This is a genomic window from Ruminococcus gauvreauii (assembly GCF_025151995.1).
Lineage (GTDB): Bacteria > Bacillota > Clostridia > Lachnospirales > Lachnospiraceae > Ruminococcus_G > Ruminococcus_G gauvreauii.
This window is the reverse complement of sequence record NZ_CP102290.1, coordinates 618,914-643,174: the sequence shown is the minus strand read 5'-3', so window position 1 is coordinate 643,174 and position 24,261 is coordinate 618,914. Positions and strand designations below refer to the sequence as shown.

Here is a 24,261-nt window from a genome sequence, read left to right as displayed (position 1 = left end):
TATGAATGGTGAGGCGAGACGAAAGGAAATATTGAATTACATTCAGAGCAGTACAGGACCGGTATCGGGAAGCAGGCTGTCGGAGGAATTCCACGTCAGCAGGCAGGTAATCGTGCAGGATGTTGCTCTTCTGCGGGCAGCCAACCAGGACATTGTATCCACGAACAGAGGATATGTGCTGAATGCATGGAAAAGAGCGCAGCGGATATTTAAAGTCTGTCATGCAGATGATGAAATCGTGGATGAGCTCTATACAATCGTGGATATGGGAGGCAGAGTAGCGGATGTGTTTGTCAACCATAAAGTATACGGACAGCTGAAAGCGGATATGCTGATCAATTCCAGAAGAGATGTGGAAGAATTTATGGAAGGGATCCGCATGGGAAAGTCCAGTCCGCTGAAAAATATCACTTCTGGTTATCATTACCACACAGTAACAGCCGATTCTGAGGCAATACTAAATTTGATAGAAAATGCCTTGAAAATGAAAGGATATCTGGTAGAATAAAGAATATCAGGCAATGGCTGTCTCGAAAAAGGAGACAGCCATTGCCGTTTCATACAAAAGTTCCAGAAAACATAGGGTTTTCCTTGAAAATTTGTCGAACGGGATGGTATAATAAAGCATTATGAAAATTATACGACAGAGGGGTGTGCTATGAGCTTTTTATCTTACTTGATTAATGGCATTAGCCTGGGCAGCGTCTATGCGATCATTGCCTTGGGTTACACCATGGTATATGGAATTGCAAAGATGCTGAACTTTGCGCATGGTGATGTAATTATGGTAGGCGGTTACGCGGTTCTGCTGGCGACAACGAACCTGGGCTTACCGCCGATTATAGGAATTTTAGCAGCGGTTGTTTTCTGTACAGTGCTCGGTGTAACGATCGAACGTGTCGCATACCGTCCGCTCAGGAATGCAGCATCGCCGCTGGCGGTGCTGATCACTGCGATCGGAGTCAGCTACCTGCTGCAGAATATTGCGCTTCTGCTGTTCGGAGCCAATACTAAATCTTTTAAATCTGTTGTGACAATTCCAGCCATTTCACTGGCTGACGGTGCGCTGCTCATAACCGGTGAGACGATCGTGACGATCGTATCCTGTGTTGTGATCATGATTATACTGACCCTGTTTATCAGAAAGTCAAAATCCGGTCAGGCCATGCTGGCGGTTTCGGAGGACAAAGGAGCGGCGCAGCTGATGGGAATCAATGTCAACAGGACGATTGCGCTGACATTTGCGATTGGGTCAGGACTCGCCGCACTGGCAGGCGTCCTGCTCTGTTCAGCCTATCCGTCTCTGTCGCCCTACACGGGCGCGATGCCGGGCATCAAGGCGTTCGTAGCCGCTGTGTTCGGAGGGATCGGATCCGTGCCGGGAGCGATGATCGGAGGAATTCTTCTGGGTATTATCGAAATACTGGGCAAGGCATACATCTCGTCGCAGCTTGCGGATGCGATTGTTTTTGCTGTGCTTATTATCGTACTGCTCGTGAAGCCTACGGGTATTCTGGGCAAAAATATCCAGGAGAAAGTGTAGGTGAAAACGATGTTAAAGAAGATGAATAAAACGACAAAAAACAATATGATAACGTATGGTATTGTCATAGCGGCATTTATCATCGTTCAGATCCTGGTTTCAGCGGGGAGCTTATCCAGCCTTATGCAGGGGCTTCTGGTTCCGCTCTGTGTCTACGTGATCCTGGCGCTTTCTCTGAACCTTACCGTGGGTATCCTCGGAGAACTCAGCCTCGGTCATGCAGGGTTTATGTGTGTAGGTGCTTTTTCCAGTGCATTCTTTTCGAAATGTATGGAGGGAATTATTCCTTCCGCAGGGCTCCGCTTTTTTCTGGCACTGCTGATCGGCGCAGTACTTGCCGGAATCTTCGGCATTCTGATCGGTATTCCGGTCCTCCGGCTGAAGGGAGACTATCTGGCGATCGTGACGCTTGCATTCGGCGAGATCATTAAAAACGTCATCAATGTATTTTTTATCGGAAAGGACAGCAATGGTTTTCATTTTTCCATGAAAGATGCAGTGGCGCTTGATATGGAACCGGACGGTATGGTCATTGTAAACGGTCCGCAGGGAATCACGGGAACGCCGAAAGATTCCACTTTTCTGATTGGGATAATACTGATCCTGATCACTCTGGTTATCATTCTGAATATGGTGAATTCAAGAGACGGCCGCGCAATCATGGCGATCCGTGACAATCGGATCGCGGCGGAATCAATTGGAATCAATATCACAAAATACAAACTGATGGCGTTTTCTGTATCTGCTGCCCTGGCAGGTGTCGCAGGAGTACTGTATGCGCACAACCTGTCCACACTGACGGCGCTTCCCAAGAACTTCGGGTATAATATGTCCATCATGATTCTGGTATTTGTCGTGCTGGGCGGAATCGGAAACATGAGAGGGTCCATTATAGCTGCAGTTATCCTGACGCTGCTTCCGGAACTCTTAAGAGGCCTTTCGGATTACCGGATGCTGATCTATGCCATCGTGCTGATCCTTATGATGCTCTTTAACTGGGCGCCGAAATCAATCGAATGGCGTGAAAAACATTCATTCAGACGGTTGACCGCGAAAAAGAAGACAGCGAAGGAGGCAGAATAGCATGGCACTGTTAGAAGTGAAAAATCTGGGAATTTCCTTTGGAGGTCTGCGCGCAGTCAATGCAGTGGATATGAACATTGAAGCCGGTCAGCTGTACGGACTGATCGGTCCGAACGGAGCGGGAAAGACAACATTTTTTAACCTGCTGACCGGCGTATATAAACCGGACGAAGGAATTGTAAGACTTGGCGGCAAAGATATTACCGGAAAAAAGACGATCGAGATCAACAGGGCAGGGATTGCCCGTACCTTTCAGAATATCCGTCTGTTTAAAGACCTTCCGGTACTCGACAACGTAAAGGTGGGACTTCATAACCATCACCATTACACGACGATAGAAGGGATTCTGCGTCTGCCGAGATACCGCAGCGTCGAGAAAGAGATGAATGAAAAAGCAATGGAACTTTTGAAAGTATTCGGACTTGAGAACGAGGCGGATTATCTGGCATCCAATCTTCCTTACGGAAAACAGAGAAAGCTGGAAATCGCACGGGCGCTGGCGACGGATCCCCAGCTTATTCTGCTGGATGAGCCGGCTGCAGGAATGAATCCGAATGAGACCAGCGAGCTTATGGAGACCATACAGTTTGTCAGGGAAAAGTTTGATATGACCATTCTGCTCATTGAACACGATATGAAGCTGGTAGCCGGTATCTGCGAGGAATTGACCGTACTGAACTTCGGCGAAGTTCTGGCACAGGGAGAGACGAGCGAGGTACTGAATAATCCGGAAGTTATCACGGCATATCTGGGAGAATAGGAGGAGAGAAGAATGGCAATGCTTGAAGTTAAGGACCTGGAAGTATTCTACGGCATGATCCAGGCGATCAAAGGTGTCTCCTTCGAGGTAAACGCGGGGGAAGTCATCGCATTGATCGGAGCCAACGGTGCGGGTAAAACTACGATCCTTCATACGATTACCGGATTGCTGACACCGAAAAATGGTTCTGTCATATTTGAAGGGCAGGATATCACAAGGACTCCGGCGCATAAAATAGTAGGACTCGGTATGGCTCATGTTCCGGAAGGCCGCCGCGTATTTGCACAGCTGAGTGTCTATGAGAATCTGCGGATGGGGGCTTTTACCAGAAGTGACAAACAGGAGATTGAAGAGACACTGGAGATGGTATACAAACGTTTTCCGCGCCTCGAGGAGAGACGAAATCAGCTGGCGGGTACGTTATCCGGAGGAGAACAGCAGATGCTCGCCATGGGGCGTGCACTGATGTCCCATCCCAAGATCATCGTGATGGATGAACCGTCCATGGGGCTTTCCCCGATTCTCGTCAATGAGATTTTTGATATTATTCAGGAAGTGAGCGCAGGAAACACCACGGTGCTTCTGGTCGAACAGAATGCAAAGAAGGCGCTTTCCATTGCAGACCGTGCATATGTACTGGAGACCGGAAAAATCGTCCTGAGCGGAGATGCAAAAGATCTGATGAATGATGATTCCATTAAGAAAGCATATCTGGGTGAATAGGCAGGGGAGGAATTCATATGGAAAATGTGGTAATTACAATTGCTAGACAGTATGGAAGCGGCGGCAAGACGGTCGGCGAGATGCTGGCAAAAGAACTGGGTATTAACTGCTATAACCGTGAAATCCTTCGGATGGCGTCTGAGGACAGCGGAATCTCTGAGAAGCTGTTCGGGAAGGTCGATGAGCGGCTGGATATCGGACTGCTTCAGAAACTGACGACAAAAGTATACAGCGGAGATCTGATCAATCCGGAGTGTGACGGATTCGTTTCAAATGATAACCTGTTTAATTATCAGGCCAAGATCATAAAGCAGCTTGCGCGGCAGGAATCCTGTGTGATCATCGGGCGATGCGCCGATTTTGTGCTTCGCAATTTTGATAATGTCGCGAGTGTATTCGTCCATGCGGACCGGGAATTCTGTTTTGACCGTGCGATGGAGAGGAACAGTATGACCAAGCGTGAGATGGAGCGATACATCGCCAAAGTTGATAAATACCGCGGTGATTTTTACCATCACTATACAGGGCGTGACTGGACGGACGCGAGAAATTACGATCTCTGTATCAACAGCGGAAAGCTGGGATTCGAGAGATGTGTGGAAGAGATCAGGAGCTATTTAAAAATCAGGTTTAAAGAATAGGATTGAAAAGGGGACGCTGCGATACGCAAGGCTTCCCCTTTTTAGGGTAAAAACGGGGAGACATTATGAACACACTATGGATTGTGATGCCGGCATATAATGAGGCCTGGAATATTGAATCGGTTGTACGGCAGTGGTACCCAGTGATCAGCCGCATCCAAAATGGCAGCCGCCTGCTTGTTGTGGATGATGGAAGCACAGATGCTACATATGAGATACTGATGAGGCTGAAAGAGGAGTATCCATATCTGGAGGCTGTGACAAAAAAGAACGGCGGTCACGGAGCCGCGGTGCTCTATGGGTACCGGTATGCGATCGCGCATGGGGCAGAGTATATCTTTCAGACGGATTCAGATGGTCAGACGCTTCCTTCGGAATTCGGACAGATGTGGAGTGACCGCCTGGCGGCAGGACTGCTGCTCGGGTACCGGAAGCATCGTCAGGATGGATTTTCCAGGAAGATCGTGACGAAAACACTGCGCCTGGTAGTGCTTCTCAACTTTCGTGTATGGATGAAGGATATCAATACGCCGTTCCGTCTGATGCGGGCGGATGAGCTTGGTGAGATTCTGAAAAGCATCCCCAGGGATTACCATCTGGCGAATGTCATGGTGAGTGTATTATATAAAAAGAGGGGGAAGACGGTCCTGTACTATCCGATCACATTCCGGATGCGCCAGGGCGGAGTTAATTCTGTCAATATTCCGAAGATCATTGCCATGGGCCGCCGTGCAGTGGCCGAATTTCATTCGATGCGAAGGAGGATATGATGGGTACGAGTCTGATTTGGTGGCTGATGATGCTGGTACTTGGCATGGGATTCATGCCTCTGTCAGCAATCCTGTTTAAAAATTATCGTGACTGCGGATGGATGTTTTCCAAGGTACTGGGGGCTGTTCTGCCGGGCTATTTTGTGTGGCTGCTGGTCAGTACCGGATTATTTGAATTTACAACAACTTTCTGTGTGGTCATCGTGCTCATGGGAATTGTTCTGAACATCGGAATTTTCTGGTGTCGGCTCAGAAAGGGAAAATCCGTGTTCTGGATCACGCGTGAAAATGGAAAACTGATCATCTGTGAAGAATTGCTGTTTCTTGCGTTGTTCCTGTTCTGGACCTACCTGGCGGGCTTTCATCCGGAAGCAAAGGGGACGGAAAAGTTCATGGACTACGGGTTCATGGCGAGCATGATGCGCAGCACCAAAATCCCGGCACCGGATATCTGGTATGCTGGGGAAGGCCTCAACTATTATTACGGGGGTCAGTATTTTGCAGTGTTTTTGACCAAAATTTCGTTCACCCGGATACAGGAGACTTATAATGTGATGCGCACGCTTGTGGCTGCATTTGCATTTATGATGCCGTTTGCCATAGCACGCCAGCTCTGGGAGGACCGGGCTGTGAAAGCGGATGGAAAGAAGCGCACGGGTGCGTCAGTGCCGGCCGGTCTTCTGGCGGGAGCTGCTGTGTCTTTTGCCGGCAACATGCATTATGTGCTTGCCGGACCGCTGCTGCGCTTTTTCAGGGGATTTCTGGGGCATGACAGTGATTACACGTACTGGTTTTCAAATTCCACGCGTTATATTGGCTATTACCCGAAAGGCAGCGACCGGACAATCCATGAATATCCGGCGTACTCCTTTGTACTCGGAGATCTGCATGCCCATGTCGTGAATCTGATGTTTGTGCTGTGCCTGGTCGGTATCATCTATGCGTTTATGAAAGCTCCGATCCGTGTATCGAAGATAAAACAAAAGGCCGCACTGCCTTGTCGGCTTATCCGCTCCCTGAAAAATCCGTATTATCTGATGTTTGGAGTTTTCCTGGGGATTTTTCATTTTACAAATTACTGGGACTTTCCCATCTACTTCGTGGTGATTATGGCGGTTGTCGTATACCGCAATCTGAGGGAAGGGCAGTTTGCACCGGGGTATGCGATCGGCCGCAGCCTGCTGCACGGTGCGTGGATGCTGATAATCTCTGAGCTCGTAGCACTGCCGTTTACACTGCAGTTTAAGAGTATGGTGTCGGGGATTGCATTGGCTGAGAATCACACTTCTTTCAAACAGCTTCTGGTTGTGTGGGGATTTCCGCTGATTCTGTGCACTGTTTTTGTAGTCTGGACGGTCATAAAAAATGCCGGAAAAACTAAGAACCGAGGCAGGTTTCGCAGCCTGATGGAAAACACACATCCCTCCGATCTCTTTGTGGCGGGGCTGGTTCTCTGTGCAATAGGGCTTGTACTGATCCCGGAGCTTGTGTATGTCCGTGACATTTACGAGGAGAACTCGGCGAGAGCGAATACAATGTTTAAGCTGACATATCAGGCATTTACATTGCTTGGCATCAGTATGGCATATATTCTGATGCGTTTTCTGCTGAATAAGTCACGTGCACTGTATGTGACAGGAATTCTGGGAAGTATCTGTCTGTTTTCGACGATCGGCTATTTGGGGACTGCAGTCTCAGACTGGTTTGGGGATGTCCTGGACCGTTCCGGTTTTCAGGGCCTGGATGCGACTGCATATCTGGAGGAGGAGTATCCGACGGATGCCGGTGCCATTGACTGGCTGAATGAACATGTGGACGGAAGCCCTGTCATCGTGGAAGCCTGTGGAGACAGCTATTCTGAATACCAGAGGGTATCGGCAATGACCGGTCTGCCCTGTGTACTCGGATGGTACGTGCACGAGTGGCTGTGGAGAAATGATACGGATGACCTCAATCAAAGAAAAGACGATGTAAAGCTCATATATACCTCTGATGATGAGGCGGAAGTACATGGGCTGCTGGAAAAATATGATGTCTCCTATATCTATGTGGGTGACCTGGAGCGTGAAAAATACGGGGAGATCAATGATTCCTTACTGAAGTCTGCGGGAGAGGTCGTTTTTGAAAGAAATGACACGTATATCATTGCAATTTCGGGATGAGTTCTATATAATAAGCAAAGAATGTGCATGCAGAAAAAGGAGAGTAATCCGATGTTAAATGGAAAAACTGTGCTGCTCGGCGTATCGGGCGGAATTGCAGCATATAAAAGTGCCGCTCTTGCAAGTGCGCTTATGAAGCAGCGCGCCAATGTACACGTGATCATGACACCGAATGCAGTTAATTTTATTAACCCGATTACATTTGAAACATTAACGGGAAATAAATGCCTGATTGACACATTTGACAGGAATTTTCAGCACAGTGTGGAGCATGTCGCCATTGCAAAACAGGCGGATGTGATGATGATCGCGCCCGCAACAGCCGATGTGATGGGGAAGCTTGCGCATGGAATAGCGGATGATATGCTGACAACGACGGCGCTTGCCTGCCGCTGCAGGAAGATCGTGGCGCCGGCGATGAACACTGCCATGTATGAGAATCCCATTGTGCGCGATAATATGCGCACACTGAAGCAGTATGGATTTGAAGTCATACCGCCTGCAGCAGGCAGACTTGCATGCGGCGATACGGGAGCCGGCAAGATGCCGGAGCCTGAAGTGCTGATGGAATATATTGAGCGGGAGATTGCATTTGCAAAGGATATGCGCGGGAAACGGGTACTGGTGACAGCCGGACCGACGCAGGAAGCGATGGACCCGGTACGTTTTATCACAAACCATTCATCCGGGAAAATGGGATATGCATTGGCCAGAATCGCGATGCTGAAGGGGGCCGAGGTGACACTCGTGAGCGGAAAGACGAATCTTATGCCGCCGCCTTTCGTGAAGGTGATCCATGTAACCAGCGCACAGGAGATGTTCGACGCGGTAACCGGCGAGTTTCCGGATCAGGACATTGTGATCAAGGCGGCAGCGGTTGCTGATTACCGGCCGCGGCATGTCAGCGATGAGAAGATGAAGAAAAAGGGTGACAGTCTTTTCGTTGAGATGGAACGGACGGAAGACATTTTGAAATATCTGGGAGAGCATAAGAAGCCATATCAGTTTCTGTGCGGATTTTCCATGGAGACGGAGAACGTAATCGGTAATTCCAGGGACAAGCTTGCAAAAAAGCATCTGGACATGATTGTTGCGAACAATCTGAGAGAACCCGGAGCTGGATTTGAAGCGAACACCAATGTGGTGACCCTGATTACACAGGATGAGGAAATCTCTCTTGACCTGATGAGCAAGGAAGAGGTTGCCGTTCATATCCTGGATAGAATTATGAGCAACCCGTAAACTCCCGAAAGGGCACATGTATTGTATCCTTTATAGAAGAAGGAACAGTAACAGGAGGAAAAAAATGAATAACACATCAACAGCAACTATGTCAAAGACGAAGGGAATGGCACAGGTGGCACTTTTCGCTGCACTGATTTTAGTCATGGCCTTCACACCGTTTCTGGGCTACATTCCGCTCGGCTTCACGAGAGCGACCATTATCCACATTCCGGTTATCATCGGATCGCTGATGCTTGGACCTAAAAAAGGAGCGGCGCTTGGGTTTGTATTTGGACTGACGAGTTTTATCAATAATACGATCAATCCGTCGGTGACATCCTTTGTATTCACGCCGTTCTATTCTCTGGGCGAATACAGCGGAGGAATCGGAAGTCTGATTATCTGTTTTGTACCGCGGATACTTGTGGGAGTCGTACCGTTTTTTGTCTACCGCCTCGTTATGAAACTGACGAAAAAACAGACGAACGGCACCTCTGTTTTGGGACTGGCACTCGCGGGACTCTCCGGAGCGCTGACCAACACACTTCTGGTCATGAATATGATCTATCTGTTCTTCGGGGACAGTTATGCGGCAGCAAGCGGGATTGCGGCAAATGCGGTGTATTCGGCGATCACGGCCATCATTACAGTCAACGGTATTCCGGAGGCGATTGTGGCAGCCGTTATCGTGGCGTTGGTCGGGAAGGTGCTGATGAATACGAAAGTGATGAAGAATATAGGAGTATGATATGATTTTAGCCATTGATATCGGAAATACAAATATTGTGGTCGGGTGTGTGGATGAGAAACAGACATATTTTGTGGAACGTCTCTCTACCGTGCGGACGAAGACAGAACTGGAATACGCAATTGATATAAAAGTAGTGCTGGATCTCTATGGGATTGAGTATGAGCAAATCCAGGGAGGAATCATCTCTTCGGTTGTTCCTCAGATCACGAATATCATGCGGATCGCCACGGAGAAGATTCTTCGAAGAAAGGTGCTGGTGGTGGGGCCCGGAATCAAGACGGGACTGAATATCCTGATGGACAATCCTGCACAGCTCGGAAGTGACCTGGTGGCAGACTCCGTAGCCGCTATCAATGAATACTCTGCGCCGCTGATCGTGTTCGATATGGGCACGGCGACGACAGTATGTGTCATCGATGAAAACCGCAACTATATCGGGGGGATGATCCTGCCCGGCGTACTCGTATCGCTGGATTCACTGACGACCCATGCGGCGCAGCTGCAGGGGATCAGTCTGGAACCGCCGAAACACATGATCGGCAAGAACACGATCGACTGTATGAAAAGCGGTGTGATCTACAGCAGTGCGGCCATGGTGGACGGTCTGATTACAAGGATCGAGGATGAACTGGGCAAAAAGGCGACCGCAATCGCCACCGGAGGACTGGCAAAGTCTATTATTCCTCACTGCAGAAGAGAAGTTATCATGGATGATGATCTGTTATTGAAGGGATTACTTATCATTTACAACAAGAATAAAGGTTAGAGATCAAAAGGACTGCTGCAGATTTTGCGGCGGTCCTTTTTAGAGCACACATTTCATTTATGATTATTGCACAGTCTGAAAAGTAGGATTGACAGAGAAAGAGAAACATTGTAAGCTAAGATTAATCTCAACTAACTGAGAAAAAACACCGATAGGGAAGAGGGAGCGAGATGAAACTGATAGAGGGAGAGGTTGACAGCAGCTACCGTGTGGTGCATATGGATCTGCCGCTGAATGTTGACCGGCGGCTGGAGGCGCTTGGAATGACGGGAGACTCCAGGATTCTGGTTATGAATAAGAAAAAAAAGGGGGCGATGGTCATCAAGGTGCGTGGCACCCGGTTTGCCATCGGAAAGAGTATAGCAGAGCATATCGAGGTGAGGGAGGATGGCGGCAATGGGCAATAAGATACGTGTGGGATTCATGGGGAATCCAAACTGCGGAAAGACAACGCTGTTCAATGCCTATACGGGTGCCAACCTGAAGGTTGCAAACTGGCCGGGTGTTACGGTGGAGAAAGTGGAAGGCTCCATGAAATTTCAGGAGTTCGATATCCAGCTGGTGGATCTGCCGGGGACCTATAGTCTGACCTCCTATACCATGGAAGAAGTGGTGGCAAGGCAGTATGTGTTGAGCGATGAAGTGGATGTGATCGTGGATGTGGCGGATGCGTCATCACTGGAGAGGAATCTTTATCTGACGCTGCAGCTGATCGAGCTTGGAAAGCCCGTCGTGCTGGCTCTTAATATGATGGATATTGTGGAAAAACGCGGGATGGAGATCGACCTTCACCGTCTGCCGGAGATGTTGGGGATACCTGTGATTCCGGTCTGCGCGCGGAAGAAAAAGGGTCTGGATATCCTGATGCATGCCGTGGTGCATCATAAGGATTTCGAGGAGAAACAGCCGCTCATTCACCACCATGATATTACCACAGAACACAGGCATCAGCACCACAATGAATTTGTCATGGTATACAGTGATGAGATAGAAGATAAGATTGACGCGGTCAGAATACGTCTGAAAGAGACATATCCGGGCATTCCAAAAGCGCGTTACTATGCGATCAAACTTCTGGAATATGATGAAGAGACACAGAAGACATATCCTTTGGATCTGACAGGCATCACGGATAAATGCTGCGAATCGCAGATCATCAATGAAAAATATGATTTTATCGAGGAAGTCATACGTGAAGTTCTGGTAAACAAAGAACAGAAAGAAGAGAGTACAGACCGCATTGACCGGCTGCTGACGCACCGGTTCTGGGGTTTTCCGATGTTCCTTTGTATCATGGCGCTTGTCTTTCTGCTGACATTCACGCTGGGTGACTGGCTGAAAGGATATATGGGAATCCTGCTGGACTTCATCGCGGAGGAAGTGAATATCGGAATGCATGCAGTCGGTGCCGCCGGGTGGCTGATTTCGCTGGTAGTGGACGGCATCATCTCCGGGGTAGGCGGTATCCTGACATTTCTGCCGAATATATTTATTCTGTTTCTGGCGCTGGCATTTTTGGAGGACAGCGGTTATATGGCGCGCGCGGCGTATGTGATGGACAGTCTGATGGGAAGAATGGGGCTGTCCGGGCGGGCGTTTATACCGATGATTCTCGGATTTGGGTGTACGGTTCCGGCCGTTATGGCTTCACGCACACTTGAAAACCGTGCGGACCGCATGAAGACGATTCTGATCACACCTTTCATGTCCTGCAGTGCAAGACTTCCGGTTTATGTACTGTTCTCACAGATGTTTTTTGGCGATTACGCGATGTTTGCAGCTTTTTCCATGTATGTGCTGGGGCTTTTTGTGGCGATCCTGGTGGCGTTCGTCTTACATATCCTTGACCGGAAAGAGGCTAAAAACAATCTGCTGATCGAACTGCCGGAATATAAGGCGCCGAGTGCCCAGACCGTGTGGATCTATGTGTGGGAAAAGGTGAAGGATTACCTTACAAAGGCCGGAACAACGATTTTTATCGCTTCTATTGTGATGTGGTTTGTACTGAACTTTGGACCGCAGGGATTTGTCAGTGATATCACACAGAGTTTCGGCTCGTTGATCGGAAAAGCGGTAGTTCCTGTTTTTGCGCCGATCGGACTGGGGTACTGGCAGATCATCGTGGCACTGATCGCCGGAATTTCTGCAAAAGAAGTCGTGGTATCCAGCTGTTCGGTACTGTTCGGGGTGGGGAATGCCACGAGTGCGGCAGGCATGGCCACTCTGGCGGGAATCCTGGGAACTGCAGGATTCGGAATGCTGAATGCGTACTGTATGATGACTTTCAGCCTGCTTTACATCCCGTGTATCGCGACGCTTGCCACGATTAAGAAAGAATCCGGAAGCTGGAAAATGACGTTCCTTACCGCTGGATTTCAGCTGTGTGTGGCGTGGGTTGTGACGTTTTTGATCTATCAGGTTGGGAGTATGTTGTGAATTTCTGAATTCTGGGGACCGACGTTTAAATAAGAGGTGTTCAATAATTGCCCGGAAGAGAAAACGTATCTTTCGGGCTTTTACATTGTTCCGAAAAATGGAAAGTATTATTCCGATGGCGTTGCTGTTATTCCAATAATAGAGTATACTATTGTCTGAAGCGAGGTGCAGAATTATGTATATGTCAGTCAAACAGACGGCTGAGAAATGGGGCATTACAGACAGAAGAGTACGGATATTATGCTCAGAGGGTAAAATTCCAGGTGTTATCCGTGAGGGACGCAGTTGGAAGATTCCGGAAGAAGCGAAAAAACCAGAGGATGGTCGATATAAGTCTGCGGAAAGTCTGCTTGAGAATATAGACAGAAAGAAAAAAGAGATGGATTCCAGACGTCCTTTGACAGAGGGAGAGGCAGAGCGATTGACAGAGGAATTTGTAGTGGAGTATACTTATAATTCCAACGCAATCGAAGGAAATACGCTGACTCTTCGAGAAACCGATATGGTTCTGCGAGGTCTGACCATTGATCAGAAACCGTTGAAAGATCACATGGAGGCAGTTGGACACAAGGAAGCCTTCGATTTTGTTCGGGATTTAGTGAAAGATCAGATACCTTTGTCAGAAAGTATTATCAAGCAAATCCATTATCTGGTATTAGCGGATAAAAAAGATGACAGAGGTATATACAGAAGAGTTCCGGTAAGAATTATGGGTGCAAAGCATGAGCCAGTGCAGCCATATCTGATTCAGCCTAATATGGAGCAATTGCTTGAGGCGTATAGAAATAGTACAGAACATATCATTCCCCGGCTTGCCCGGTTTCATATTGAATTTGAAGGCATTCACCCGTTTATCGATGGCAACGGCCGCACGGGCCGCCTGCTTGTGAATCTGGAATTGATGAAAGCCGGATATCCGCCGATTGACATCAAATTTGCGGACCGAATTGCGTACTACAATGCTTTTGACGAATACCATGTGAAACATAATCTGGGAGCAATGGAGAAATTATTTGCAGGATATGTGAATGAAAGACTGGACAACTATTTAGCAATGTTGAAAGAATAAAATAAAGCGAGGGTATTCGATACGCGGTAATCCGGCTATATGAAACACAGGAGGAAATGAGAATGGCTGAATTTATCATCATCGCAGTGATTGCAGCATATGCAGTCTGGGTCATCGTGAGAAAAATCCGGCAGTTTCGGCAGGGTAAGTTCTGTGACTGCGACTGCGGCAGCTGTCCCGGACAGGCAAAGTGCTGCACAAAAGAACGGGATAAGGGAGAATAAATCTCCTTGCACAGTGACGCCGGACGCGTTAAAATAAGGGATAACGTGACGAATGAAAGATATGGAGAAGAGAGGATAAAAGCATGGAGTTGAAGAAAGAGACAATCTGTGTGCAGGGCGGGTGGCAGCCGGGAAATGGCGAGCCGCGTGTGCTGCCTATTTACCAGAGCACCACATTTAAGTATGAGACGAGTGAGGAGATGGGTAAGCTGTTTGACCTGGAGAAGGAGGGATATTTCTATTCCAGACTTCAGAATCCCACCTGTGATACCGTAGCTCAGAAGATCTGCGACCTGGAAGGCGGTGTGGCAGCCATGCTGACTTCATCTGGACAGTCTGCGACACTGATGGCGGTGACGAATATCTGTGAGGAGGGTGACCACGTGATCTGCGCGGCAAAGGTATACGGTGGGACATCGAACCTTCTGACAGTGACACTGAAACGTTTTGGGATTGACGTGACGCTGGTGGATCAGGATGCGGACAGAGAAATTTTAGAAAAAGAATTCCGTCCGAATACAAAGGCGGTGTTTGCGGAGAGCATATCCAATCCGGCAGGAGTTATACTTGATATTGATAAATTCGTATCGTTGGCTCATGAGCACGGCGTCCCGATGATCTGTGACAACACATTTGCGACTCCGATCAATTGCCGTCCGTTTGAATTCGGAGCAGATATCGTGGTACATTCCACGACGAAATATATGGACGGGCATGCCATGGCGATGGGCGGCTGTATCGTGGACAGCGGTAATTTTGACTGGGATGCATATGCGGATAAGTATCCGGGGCTGACGACGCCGGACGATTCCTATCATGGGGTGATCTATACGCAGCGGTTTGGAAAGAAGGCATTTATCATGAAAGCAACGGCGCAGCTGATGCGGGATATGGGAGTGTGCCAGTCTCCTCAGAATGCATTTTTGACGAACATCGGACTGGAGACGCTGCACTTAAGAGTTCCGCGTCATTTTGAAAATGCGCTGAAGGTTGCTGAGTTTCTGGAAAACCATGAGAAGGTAGCATGGGTAGAATTCGCGGGTCTTAAGAGCAGCAGGTATTATGAGCTGGCGCAGAAATATATGCCGAACGGTACCTGCGGGGTGCTGTGTTTCGGACCAAAAGGCGGGAAAGACGGGGCGATGCGCTTTACGAATGCCCTAAAGATGATCGCGATTGTGACGCACGTCGCAGATGCGCGCTCCTGTGTGCTGCATCCTGCCAGCCATACACACCGTCAGCTGAACGATGAGCAGCTGGCTGAGGCGGGGGTACTTCCGGATCTGATCCGTCTGTCTGTCGGCATTGAAAATGTTGATGATATCATTGCGGATCTCAAGCAGGCGCTTGAGGCGGTTTAACGACAAGAGAAGAGGAGAATGAGTATGAGGATTAAGGCAGAAGATACGATGGCGATGATCGTGGATTATCAGGAAAGCCTGATGAAAGTGATGTATCAGGGGGAGGAACTGGAGAGAAATGCATCGATTCTCATCCAAGGGCTGAGGACGCTTGATATTCCCATGATGATCACACAGCAGTACACAAAGGGACTGGGAAACTCTGTACAGTCTGTTTACGAGGCGGCGGGTACGGATGAATATCTTGACAAAAAGACATTCAGCTGCTGGAAGGACGAGGCGATCGCCGAGAAAGTAAAAAGTTTTGGAAAGAAAAATATTATCATCTGCGGCATCGAGACTCATATCTGTGTGCTGCAGACCTGTATTGACTTAAAGGAACACGGGTATCAGCCTATACTGATCACGGACTGCGTGAGTTCAAGGAAAAAGAGTGACAAAGACACGGCGGTCAGCCGTGCGATCCAGGAGGGGATCCTGGTGAGTACGTATGAGTCGATCCTGTTTGAGCTGCTGGAGAAAGCCGGCTCGGATACCTTTAAGACGATATCCAAACTGATCAAATAGAGAGGAAAGTCTTAGTTATGTTGCAGATAAGAGAGATGTGTGCCGAAGACGAGGAACTGGTCCTGCCGATGGTTCATGAATTCTATCACAGTGATGCGGTCGATCATACGGTGGACGACAGCATCCTCAGGAGGACATTTGCGGATGCGGTGCGCGACGGTTCGCTGCTGCGCGGCGTGATGCTTCTGGATGGGGAACGGCCGGTTGGATTTGCTTATATCACATGCTTTTATGCGTGTGAGACCGGCGGAGTTACCGTGATGATAGAAGAAATTTACCTGAATGAGACATGCCGGGGAAAGGGGTACGGGACACAGTTTTTCGAATGGTTGTTCGATGAATACCCCGAGGCGAAACGTTTCCGCCTGGAAGTGACGAAGAGTAATGAGGGTGCAGTGCGGCTGTATGAAAAGCTGGGCTTTACTTTCATGAGTTATGACCAGATGATAAAAGACAGATAACACAAAAAGATAGACGGCAAGTATGATATCCACTGGAACCAATGTTCTAACATCATTGATTTCGGTGGATATATTGATTTATTGAGGACAAAGTCCTTGTTAGCGTGGCAGTTATTGGATATAATAAAAAATAAGCGAACGGGAAGGAATCATGCTCAATGAAAATGAGGCGGTGCATAGAATGAAATTAAATACGCTCCAGATTAAAAATTATAGATGCTTTGAGGAGACAGCTCTTTTTTTAGATGATCATTTAACATTGTTTGTCGGTAAAAATGGGGCAGGGAAGTCTACTATATTAGATGCAATAGCGATAGCAATCAGCTCTTTTTTATGCGGAATAGAGGGAACTATAAGCAGAAATATTCATAAAGAGGATGCAAGATATAAATTCTATGAATTAGATGGAATTATTGATGCGCAGCAGCAGTTTCCGGTAGAAATTACGGGTTATGGTATATGCAACGGTAAAGCAGATGTAAAATGGACACGCTCACTTAATTCCAGTGGAGGAAAAACGACATTAAAGGGTGCACAGCAGATTATTCATATTGCGGAACAAATGCAGGAACAGATCATGATGGGGAATGCGGAAATTGTTTTACCTGTGCTATCCTATTATGGAACGGGCAGGCTTTATGCCCAGAAAAAAGAAAAAAGAAATTTAAAATCCCTTCAAAAGTTTAACCGTCAGGTAGGCTATCTGGACTGTATGGCGGCTGAGTCAAATGAAAAAATGATGTTGAATTGGTTTGAAAAAATGACGCTGAAAAGTCTGCAGAACCAGCAAAAAACCGGTACAGTAGAAAAAATAATACAATTAAAGGTAGTGGAAGAAGCTATCTGTAAATGTTTCCGGGAAATCAGTGGATTTGAGGATCCAGCAATCACTTTTGATCTGGATACACACAGAATTATAATGGAATATACAGATGATGCCAAAAAAAGATGCAGATTTGCACTTAATGAGATGAGTGATGGATATAAGAATACACTAAGTATGATTGGCGATATAGCCTATCGGATGGCAGTTTTAAATCCTCAGATGGGAGAGCAGGTACTGGAAAAAACCCCGGGTATTATTTTAGTTGATGAGATTGACCTTCATCTTCATCCTGAGTGGCAGCAGACAATATTGAAAGACCTGCAGAGTGTTTTTCCAAAAGTACAGTTCGTAGTCACTTCTCACGCTCCGTCAGTCATTAATTCGGTTGAGAAAGAGCATATACGAATTCTTGATAACAGTCAGGTTTATGTTCCAGCAGAACAGACATATGGACGAGATGCGAATTCTATTTTAAGAGAAGTGATGGGAGTGTGGGAACGTCCGGCAGACGTTCGACAGTTATTATCTGAATTTTATCAAGCCATCGACAAGCGAGAAATAAAACATGCAGAGGAATTGCTAAATCAAATAGAAGAAATAGTAGGAAGTACTGATCCTGAAATAAGTGGAGCAAGAATAACTTTAGATTTTGAGAAAATGCAGGAGGAGCAGCAGTGATATTAATTCGGAGAGGAAGGGAACCGGATAGTTTATTGCAATATAGAAAAAGTGATCCAAAAGCATGTTATGAAGAATTGTCGCCGAAACCACGTGAAGATATTCGCAGGCAAATGTGGGAAGAACAAAAAGGATTGTGTGCATATTGTATGTGCAGGATTAAGGCACCAGAAGATATCAGGATTGAACATTACAGTGCCAGAAACCCAAAGAATGGAATATATGATGCGGCGAGTACCTTGGATTATAAACGTATGTTGGGTGTATGTTATGGAAACAGCCTTCAACCCGGGGTGAAAGAGGAAGATATGACATGTGATGCTCATAGAAAAAATATTCCACTGACTGTAGATCCCTTCGATATTTATTTGATTAGAAAAATCTGCTATACATCAGACGGATATATTACGTCAGATGATATAAAAATAAAAACAGATGTGGAAGAGACACTTAATTTAAATTGTAAAGCCAGTTCATTGCCAGAGAACAGAAAAAATGTTCTGCTCCAGGCAAAACGTGAGATTAGAAAAATATGTGGAAATAAAAGTCATGATACATATTTGGCGTTTCTGGAAAAAGTGCATCAGAGATATGTGGAACAAAGGATGCTTACACCTTATTGTGGAATTGTGATTGCGTGGTTGGAGAAACAACTCGGTATATATTAGGATAATGGGCGATGAGAAAGGCAGGGCAGGTGTGATTCATTTGAATCACACCTGCCCTGCCTATGTGTGGCTAATCTATTCTCGATATTATTCAATCCATGCGGTGGCGCCCATCCTGGCGATGCAGCGTGCCGCAGTCTCGTTCGCAAGGCGGCCGCATTCGTACAGCGGCTGTTTTTTTATCAGGCCGTACAGGAAACCGGCGGCAAAATTATCGCCGGCACCGGTGGTATCAAGGCACACGGCATCAGGAACGGCGGGGACGATGATACGTTCGCTGCGGCTTTTGATCAGGCACCCCTGCTTTCCCAGCTTGATGACGGCGTGCTTGACGCCGCAGTCCAGAAAGGCGTCCGCAGCCTCATCCGGATCTTCTTTCCGGGTAACCATCTGTGCTTCCTCCAGATTTGGAAATACGAAGTCCAGATAAGACAGTGCTTCCCGGATATCCTCAGTGGTCTCTTTGTTTTTACATTTTGTCATATCAGCGCAGAGCGTCATCCCGTGCTCCTTTGCCTTTGAAAAGATGCGGACTAGGTCGTCATTCTGAAAATACGGAAAGACAAAAATACTTGCAAAGCACAGCAGGGAGCTCTCTGAAAATACAGACAGGTCGATGTCCTCGGGTTTCAGCTGCCGCAGCCCCCCGCTTCTGCTGGTGATAAAGCTGCGCTCCCCGTTTTTTTCGATCAGTACGATATTAATTCCGGTATCCATCGACGGATCTCTGACGATGGATGAGGTATCAATTCTGTGGCGGCTGCAGTGCTGCAGGATAAAATCTCCGCCGGGATCGCTGCCGATCTTGCTGACCAGCTTGATATCAGCTCCCAGGTGGGACAGGACGGTCGCCTCATTGATGGCGTCGCCTCCGACCTGAAAGGCAAGCCGGTCTACCGGATGCGACCCCGTGGAAAATACGGATGCATCCACAGGCCCGGCAGGGATATCGATGATAGAAGCACCTATGATAATTGCATCGTACGGCATATTGTGACTCCTCCTTGAATGATTTCTCCGTTACATTAAAATTATAACACAATTTTCATCGGGAAAATCTTGTATTTTTCGACATTTTATATATAATAAAATTAACATAAATGAGGGCAGGTGTAAGATGAACGAAAAATTGAAAAAGGCCGGACGGACAGTTTGGAAAAAGGTCACTCAGATTGCGGCTGGTTTTGCGGAGGATGTGGCATCGCATGTGCATTGTGCTGCAGAACATAAGTGGAAGACTGCTGCCAACTGCAGTCTCTTTGTGCTGGCAATGATCCTGCTGTGTGCCTCGGTTGTGTATGCGAAAGGGCACAGTTATTTTGCGCAGTCGAATTATGTGCCGGACAGCGAGGTACAGGAGGCAATACCGGAGGAGCAGGCAAAAGAACCGGCGGAAGAAGAGCCGGTTGATGAAGAGCTGCAGGCGATACAGGAAAATATTAAAAAGTATCGCGGCGAAAGCAACGTCATGACGGAGGAAAATGTGTATAATGTGCTTCTCATCGGGGTGGACAGGACCACAAGTACGGAGAATGCAAATTCCGATTCCATGATCCTGCTGTCTGTGAACTACGAGAAAAAGCAGATCAGTATGGTTTCCCTGATGCGGGATACATGTGTGGATATACCGGGGATCGGATACCGCAAATTGAATGCGGCGTATGCAAACGGCGGGGGACCTCTGCTCGCTGAGACAGTGACCGAGAATTTCAAAATCAATGTGGACCGGTATATGGCGGTTTCTTTTAAGGACATGATCGATATTATCGATGCAGTCGGAGCGATCTCGATCACATTCACCGAAAAAGAAGCGGCAAATGCAAATCAGACGATGGAACACATGTGCCAGAATATGAATATCGAGGACCGCTACCCGGAGTATATGATACCGGGGGCAGGTACGTATGAATGCAATGGAATACAGACGGTTGCCTATGCCAGGATCCGCAAGGTGGGAAATTCGGATTATCAGAGGACTGAGCGGCAGCGTGAAGTCCTGATGAAGCTCACACAGAAGATCCGCCAGATGAGTATCCCGGATATCGATAAACTGGCAAACCGGCTGATGCCGCTGGTCACACATAATATACCGGAAAATGAATTCTGGGGACTTCTCGGCAAAGTTCCGTCGATGCTTCACTATGAGCTGGTGAAAGACAGGATTCCCTATGACGGCATGTTTGTCTCAAGAAATGAAAAGCTGATGCCTGACTGGGAACAGACGATTCCGAAGCTGCAGGAGATGCTTTACGGTTCAAAATTGCAGGAGAATACGGACGAAGAGGCGGCCGGGGAATCTGCGGAATCGTAAAAAAGGATTGTGAATTTTCGGCAAAAGAGGTATACTTATGCATAAGCAGGAGATCTTCTGCTGCTTATGAGAAACCATTACAGTTAAAAGGAGAGGGTAATATGAAGGATCAAAAATGCGCATACTGTGTTGAAGGCGAGTTTTTAGCGCCATTCGGCCTCAAAATCTGCGAGCTGGACAACGCACTGGTTTATCTGTTTAAAGAGCAGAGTCATAAAGGAAGATGTATTGTTGCAACAAAATCTCACGTTCCGGACATCACACAGCTGTCTGATGAAGAGAGAAACGGATATTTTGCCGATATGGCAAAGGTAGTGGCAGCTATTCAGAAAGCATTCAGCCCCGATAAAGTCAATATCGGAGCTTACGGCGATACTGCAGGCCACACGCATTTCCACCTTGTACCGAAATACAAAGATGGATTTGAATGGACACAGGTGTTCGCGATGAATCCTGAGAAAGTATTCTTGAGTGACGAAGAGTACGATGAAGTGATCAGTAAAATCAAGGCGAATCTGTAAAAGACAAAGGACGGAGAGTTTTTCGAAAGCTCCCCGTCTTTTTGGAAGAAAGAGGTGTAATGTATGACAACAGCATTGATTATCATTCTGGTGATCGTCGTCCTGCTCATATTGTGGCTGGCCGGCACTTACAACGGTTTTGTGAAACTGAGAAACAAGACGGAGGAAGCATTTTCGGCAATGGATGTCTCGCTGAAGAAGAGATACGATCTGATTCCGAATTTCGTTGAGACGGTCAAGGGCTATGCAAAGCATGAATCGGAAACGCTGGAAAAGGTGATCGCGGCGAGAAACATGGCGATGACATCCAGAACGCCTGAGGAGACGATCAAAAACGATAATGTACTGACAGGCACATTGAAATCTCTGTTTGCACTATCCGAGGGCTACCCCGATCTGAAGGCCAATCAGAATTTTCTGCAGCTCCAGGAACAGCTTTCCAGAGTGGAGGAAGAGATCGCGGGCTCCAGACGGTATTATAACGGAGTTGTCAATAAGTATAATACGAAAACCGAAATGTTTCCGGGAAATCTGCTGGCAGGAATTTTTGGATTCCGCAGGAAGCCGCTGTATGAGGTGAATGAAGCTGCAGAACGCGAGAGCGTTAAAGTTTCATTCTGATTGAGAGGCAAATATGAAGCGATTGAAACAGGTAATGGTTGTTGCCGTCTGGGCTGTCCTCATTCTGCTGGTCACAAATGCAGGCACGCTGTTTACAGCATTTGGCTCGTCAGGAACTGCAGATAAGGTTCAGAGCGTCCAGGAAGATGTTTACATGACGACGAACAGCTATGACACCAGTGTGGAAATACATGAGGATAATTCTTACACAATAGAAGAAAGAATCGACGTTGACTTCGTGACCCCGCGCCACGGGATTTACCGCTATATACCCTACAGGGGCAGACTTATCACCGGGGCGGAGGACGGCAGAGTCGATTATGTTCCCTACCGGGCAAGTATTGACCTGACGGGTTCCAATACGGAGACAGACGAATCGACGGAAAACGGAAATGTGGTGCTTCGCTTCGGAAGCGAAGATTCCATGGTGACTGCCGCCGCATACAGCTTTACTTACGGTTTGAAACCGAAGACTCAGTACGGCTATACGGAAGTGTACTGTAATATTTTTCCGAATGGATGGCAGAACGAGATACCGGCTGGAAGCAGATTTACGGTCAGCTTTCCGGGTGATTTCAACCATGAGATCCTTAAGTTTTACTACGGACGTTATGGAGAACGCAAAGACGGATCTGAGATCCTGGATATGTCCTGGGATGGAAACACACTGACGGGAGTGCTGAAACAGCCGCTTCCGGTGGGCAATGGCCTGACGTGCTATGCCCCGATGCCGGAAAGTTACTTCACGGGAGTCAGATCGGCAGACAGAGAGGGATATTATCTGATGGCTGCAGGTGTTATACTGACAATAGTCATCGCCCTTCTGTTCTTTCTGTTTGGAAGAGATGAAAAAATTTATCCCTCTATACAGTACTCACCTCCGGAAGGCCTCGACAGCGCTGCGGTGGGATACATCATAGACGGCAGCGTCCAGGACAGGGATATCGTATCGCTGATTGTGTACTGGGCGGACAAAGGCTGCCTGGCGATAGAAGAGGGGAAGAATGATGCACTGACGTTTATAAAACGAAGAGAACTGCCGGATGATGCCAGAGGATATGAAAAGGATGTGTTTGACGGCATTTTCGGGAAACATGCGCCGGTCGGCGAACGTAAGATGCTCTCCTCACTGAAATATAAGTTTGCGCCTACGCTTCAGAAAGCGAAGAGCAATGTGAAGAAAGAGATGAACAAAAAGAAAAACGGAGGCGTCTATACCGGAAAGTCTCAGGCTGCCAGAACAGCGGCAATGATTCTTTCACCGATTCCTTTCGGCCTCTTTGCTCTGGCTGTCAGCGTGTATTCCGCCGACGGAAGCGGTGTGATCAGTCTGATCTGCTGGCTGCTGTATGTGGCGGCGGTGATCTATCTGTGCTATATGGTAGATAACTGGTATGCCAAAAAAAGCAGCTCGCAGAAGGGCGGAATCGTCACGGGTGCTGTCCTGTGTGCTGCAGGACTTGCCGTGTTTGCGCTCAATTATGTGATAAAGGTGCGTCAGCACATGACATTTTCATGGTATGTGCCAATGCTGGTGATTCTGGCGGCTTCCGTCCTGAACGCACTCCTTGCGGCATTTATGAAAAAGAGAACAAAGAAATGTGCGGAGAGAATGGGCTATCTGATTGGTCTTCGGGATTTTATTGAGACGGCGGAGCTGGAGCGGATGCAGATGCTCGCTGATGATAATCCAAACTGGTTTTATCATATCATGCCGTATGCCTACGTATTTGGTCTCTCAGACGTCTGGATGAAGAAATTCGAGCAGATCACTGTTCCTGCCCCTGACTGGTATGTGAATACGACCGGAAGAATGGATGCGTTTGATTTCTACCTGTTCCACAGGTGCATGATGCACAATCTGCAGACGGTTTCCACAACCATGAGTGTTCCGAAGCCGCAGAGCAGCAGTGGTTCCGGCGGAAGTTTTGGCGGAGGCGGCTTCTCGGGCGGAGGATTTTCCGGGGGAGGCTTCGGCGGCGGAGGCGGCGGGAGCTGGTAGAGTAACACCGTATTTACAAAGAGGACAAAAAATGCCGCTCAACAGCTGAAAATCGGCTGTTGGGCGGCATCTTCATTTTCGGACAGGCATCAT

General features: G+C 47.7%; 25 protein-coding genes. 24 read left to right on the top strand and 1 reads right to left on the bottom strand.

Annotated elements, in window-relative coordinates; translation table 11 throughout:
* Position 1: 1 nt before the first annotated feature.
* The 20 genes from NQ502_RS03120 to NQ502_RS03025 all read left to right on the top strand — a co-directional run bounded on the left by NQ502_RS03120 (position 2) and on the right by NQ502_RS03025 (position 18,713).
* Complete coding sequence (locus NQ502_RS03120; protein WP_028529649.1) at positions 2–508, top strand: transcription repressor NadR; 507 nt, start codon at positions 2–4, stop codon at positions 506–508.
* A 150-nt stretch (positions 509–658) separates the two neighbouring features.
* Positions 659–1,543, top strand: coding sequence for a branched-chain amino acid ABC transporter permease (locus NQ502_RS03115; RefSeq protein WP_028529648.1), 885 nt, complete (start codon positions 659–661; stop codon positions 1,541–1,543).
* 9 nt (positions 1,544–1,552) lie between these two features.
* Complete coding sequence (locus NQ502_RS03110; RefSeq protein ID WP_028529647.1) at positions 1,553–2,626, top strand: branched-chain amino acid ABC transporter permease; 1,074 nt, start codon at positions 1,553–1,555, stop codon at positions 2,624–2,626.
* A gap of 1 nt (position 2,627) precedes the next feature.
* A complete protein-coding gene (locus NQ502_RS03105; protein ID WP_028529646.1) occupies positions 2,628–3,386 on the top strand; it encodes an ABC transporter ATP-binding protein in 759 nt (252 codons plus the stop codon).
* Between the two features lie 12 nt (positions 3,387–3,398).
* Positions 3,399–4,109, top strand: coding sequence for an ABC transporter ATP-binding protein (locus NQ502_RS03100; RefSeq protein ID WP_028529645.1), 711 nt, complete (start codon positions 3,399–3,401; stop codon positions 4,107–4,109).
* A 17-nt stretch (positions 4,110–4,126) separates the two neighbouring features.
* Complete coding sequence (locus NQ502_RS03095; RefSeq protein ID WP_028529644.1) at positions 4,127–4,750, top strand: cytidylate kinase-like family protein; 624 nt, start codon at positions 4,127–4,129, stop codon at positions 4,748–4,750.
* Between the two features lie 65 nt (positions 4,751–4,815).
* Entirely contained in the window at positions 4,816–5,520 is a 705-nt protein-coding gene (locus NQ502_RS03090; RefSeq protein WP_028529643.1) for a glycosyltransferase family 2 protein, read from the top strand.
* The gene (locus tag NQ502_RS03085) at positions 5,517–7,682 is read left to right on the top strand and encodes a DUF2298 domain-containing protein (RefSeq protein ID WP_083963446.1); all 2,166 of its coding nucleotides are present in this window, start codon (positions 5,517–5,519) and stop codon (positions 7,680–7,682) included. Before NQ502_RS03090 ends, NQ502_RS03085 begins: the two co-directional genes overlap by 4 nt.
* A gap of 51 nt (positions 7,683–7,733) precedes the next feature.
* Complete coding sequence (gene coaBC, locus NQ502_RS03080; RefSeq protein WP_028529642.1) at positions 7,734–8,924, top strand: bifunctional phosphopantothenoylcysteine decarboxylase/phosphopantothenate--cysteine ligase CoaBC; 1,191 nt, start codon at positions 7,734–7,736, stop codon at positions 8,922–8,924.
* A 64-nt stretch (positions 8,925–8,988) separates the two neighbouring features.
* Positions 8,989–9,654, top strand: coding sequence for an ECF transporter S component (locus tag NQ502_RS03075; RefSeq protein ID WP_028529641.1), 666 nt, complete (start codon positions 8,989–8,991; stop codon positions 9,652–9,654).
* Between the two features lies 1 nt (position 9,655).
* Entirely contained in the window at positions 9,656–10,423 is a 768-nt protein-coding gene (locus NQ502_RS03070; protein WP_028529640.1) for a type III pantothenate kinase, read from the top strand.
* Between the two features lie 170 nt (positions 10,424–10,593).
* A complete protein-coding gene (locus tag NQ502_RS03065; protein WP_028529639.1) occupies positions 10,594–10,830 on the top strand; it encodes a FeoA family protein in 237 nt (78 codons plus the stop codon).
* Positions 10,820–12,859: a ferrous iron transport protein B gene (gene feoB, locus NQ502_RS03060; RefSeq protein ID WP_028529638.1), complete on the top strand. Its 2,040-nt coding sequence runs from the start codon at positions 10,820–10,822 to the stop codon at positions 12,857–12,859. The genes NQ502_RS03065 and feoB overlap by 11 nt, the downstream gene beginning before the upstream one ends.
* 175 nt (positions 12,860–13,034) lie before the next feature.
* Positions 13,035–13,928, top strand: a complete 894-nt coding sequence (locus NQ502_RS03055; protein ID WP_028529637.1) for a Fic family protein — start codon at positions 13,035–13,037, stop codon at positions 13,926–13,928.
* A 62-nt stretch (positions 13,929–13,990) separates the two neighbouring features.
* A complete protein-coding gene (locus tag NQ502_RS03050; RefSeq protein WP_169579927.1) occupies positions 13,991–14,152 on the top strand; it encodes a FeoB-associated Cys-rich membrane protein in 162 nt (53 codons plus the stop codon).
* An 83-nt stretch (positions 14,153–14,235) separates the two neighbouring features.
* The gene (locus tag NQ502_RS03045) at positions 14,236–15,513 is read left to right on the top strand and encodes an O-acetylhomoserine aminocarboxypropyltransferase/cysteine synthase family protein (RefSeq protein WP_028529636.1); all 1,278 of its coding nucleotides are present in this window, start codon (positions 14,236–14,238) and stop codon (positions 15,511–15,513) included.
* 24 nt (positions 15,514–15,537) lie between these two features.
* Positions 15,538–16,080: a hydrolase gene (locus NQ502_RS03040; protein WP_028529635.1), complete on the top strand. Its 543-nt coding sequence runs from the start codon at positions 15,538–15,540 to the stop codon at positions 16,078–16,080.
* A gap of 17 nt (positions 16,081–16,097) precedes the next feature.
* Positions 16,098–16,541 (top strand): GNAT family N-acetyltransferase, encoded by a 444-nt coding sequence (locus NQ502_RS03035; RefSeq protein WP_028529634.1) that lies wholly within the window; start codon positions 16,098–16,100, stop codon positions 16,539–16,541.
* A 181-nt stretch (positions 16,542–16,722) separates the two neighbouring features.
* Positions 16,723–18,045: an AAA family ATPase gene (locus NQ502_RS03030; RefSeq protein ID WP_028529633.1), complete on the top strand. Its 1,323-nt coding sequence runs from the start codon at positions 16,723–16,725 to the stop codon at positions 18,043–18,045.
* A complete protein-coding gene (locus NQ502_RS03025) occupies positions 18,042–18,713 on the top strand; it encodes an HNH endonuclease family protein (RefSeq protein ID WP_028529632.1) in 672 nt (223 codons plus the stop codon). The genes NQ502_RS03030 and NQ502_RS03025 overlap by 4 nt, the downstream gene beginning before the upstream one ends.
* A gap of 87 nt (positions 18,714–18,800) precedes the next feature.
* Here the strand turns inward: NQ502_RS03025 and NQ502_RS03020 are convergent, their stop codons facing one another.
* Positions 18,801–19,703, bottom strand: coding sequence for a carbohydrate kinase family protein (locus NQ502_RS03020; RefSeq protein WP_044983482.1), 903 nt, complete (start codon positions 19,701–19,703; stop codon positions 18,801–18,803).
* 127 nt (positions 19,704–19,830) lie between these two features.
* On the opposite strand from NQ502_RS03020, the gene NQ502_RS03015 reads away from it, so the two are divergent.
* The 4 genes from NQ502_RS03015 (at position 19,831) to NQ502_RS03000 (ending at position 24,168) form a co-directional block, all read left to right on the top strand.
* Positions 19,831–21,024, top strand: a complete 1,194-nt coding sequence (locus NQ502_RS03015) for an LCP family protein (RefSeq protein WP_028529631.1) — start codon at positions 19,831–19,833, stop codon at positions 21,022–21,024.
* 101 nt (positions 21,025–21,125) lie between these two features.
* Entirely contained in the window at positions 21,126–21,545 is a 420-nt protein-coding gene (locus NQ502_RS03010; RefSeq protein ID WP_028529630.1) for an HIT family protein, read from the top strand.
* Between the two features lie 63 nt (positions 21,546–21,608).
* The gene (locus tag NQ502_RS03005) at positions 21,609–22,166 is read left to right on the top strand and encodes a LemA family protein (protein ID WP_028529629.1); all 558 of its coding nucleotides are present in this window, start codon (positions 21,609–21,611) and stop codon (positions 22,164–22,166) included.
* 13 nt (positions 22,167–22,179) lie between these two features.
* A complete protein-coding gene (locus tag NQ502_RS03000) occupies positions 22,180–24,168 on the top strand; it encodes a DUF2207 domain-containing protein (protein WP_049898345.1) in 1,989 nt (662 codons plus the stop codon).
* Positions 24,169–24,261: the final 93 nt, after the last annotated feature.